Annotated in this window: 1 pseudogene; it reads right to left on the bottom strand. The window is 65.2% G+C overall.

Going from position 1 to position 264, the window contains the following annotated elements:
- Positions 1-244, bottom strand: a pseudogene (locus tag G6027_RS18360) (hypothetical protein); the annotation flags it as partial.
- Positions 245-264 lie beyond the last annotated feature (20 nt).

Raw genomic sequence — 264 nt, 5'->3', positions numbered from 1 at the left:
TGGCCAGCCCGGCCCGGCGCACCTCGGCCAGCATTTTGCGGCGCCCGTACAGCCCGGCTGGCTGAATCTTCCGGCGTCCCTGCGCATCTGGCTTCCACACCAGTTGCCGAACGACGTCCTCCACCTCGGCGTCGCTGACTGAGTATTCGCTCTTCTGAGGGCCAGTCGTATCGGGTCTGGGAGCCGGCAGCTGCTTGACGGTTTGGACGTCGTCGGAGCCACCGTTATTCGCGTTCAGAGCCACCTTCTTAGGCTCCTCCCGCT

The sequence above is a fragment of the Dietzia sp. SLG310A2-38A2 genome, assembly GCF_014145095.1.
GTDB lineage: Bacteria > Actinomycetota > Actinomycetes > Mycobacteriales > Mycobacteriaceae > Dietzia.
This window is presented reverse-complemented; position numbering and strand designations above follow the sequence as displayed.